Genomic DNA, 256 nt, shown 5'->3' with positions numbered 1-256 from the left:
GTCCCGGTTTAAGCGTGTAGGGGGTGTGACCTGGTAAATCCGGTTGCATATCAACCCTGAGGCGTGATGACGATGCACTACGGTGCAGAAGTAGTTGATGCCCTGCTTCCAGGAAAATCCTCTAAGCTCCAGGTAACATTAAATCGTACCCCAAACCGACACAGGTGGTCAGGTAGAGAATACCAAGGCGCTTGAGAGAACTCGGGTGAAGGAACTAGGCAAAATGGTGCCGTAACTTCGGGAGAAGGCACGCTGG

1 rRNA gene is annotated in these 256 nt (G+C 52.3%); it reads left to right on the top strand.

Annotated elements, in window-relative coordinates:
- A 23S ribosomal RNA gene (locus WA302_RS25365) occupies positions 1-256 on the top strand; the annotation flags it as partial.

Source organism: Serratia sp. 201 (assembly GCF_037027545.1).
GTDB classification, from domain to species: Bacteria; Pseudomonadota; Gammaproteobacteria; order Enterobacterales; family Enterobacteriaceae; genus Serratia; species Serratia bockelmannii.
Note: the sequence above shows the minus strand (reverse complement) of the source record. Positions and strands in the feature narration are given on the sequence as shown.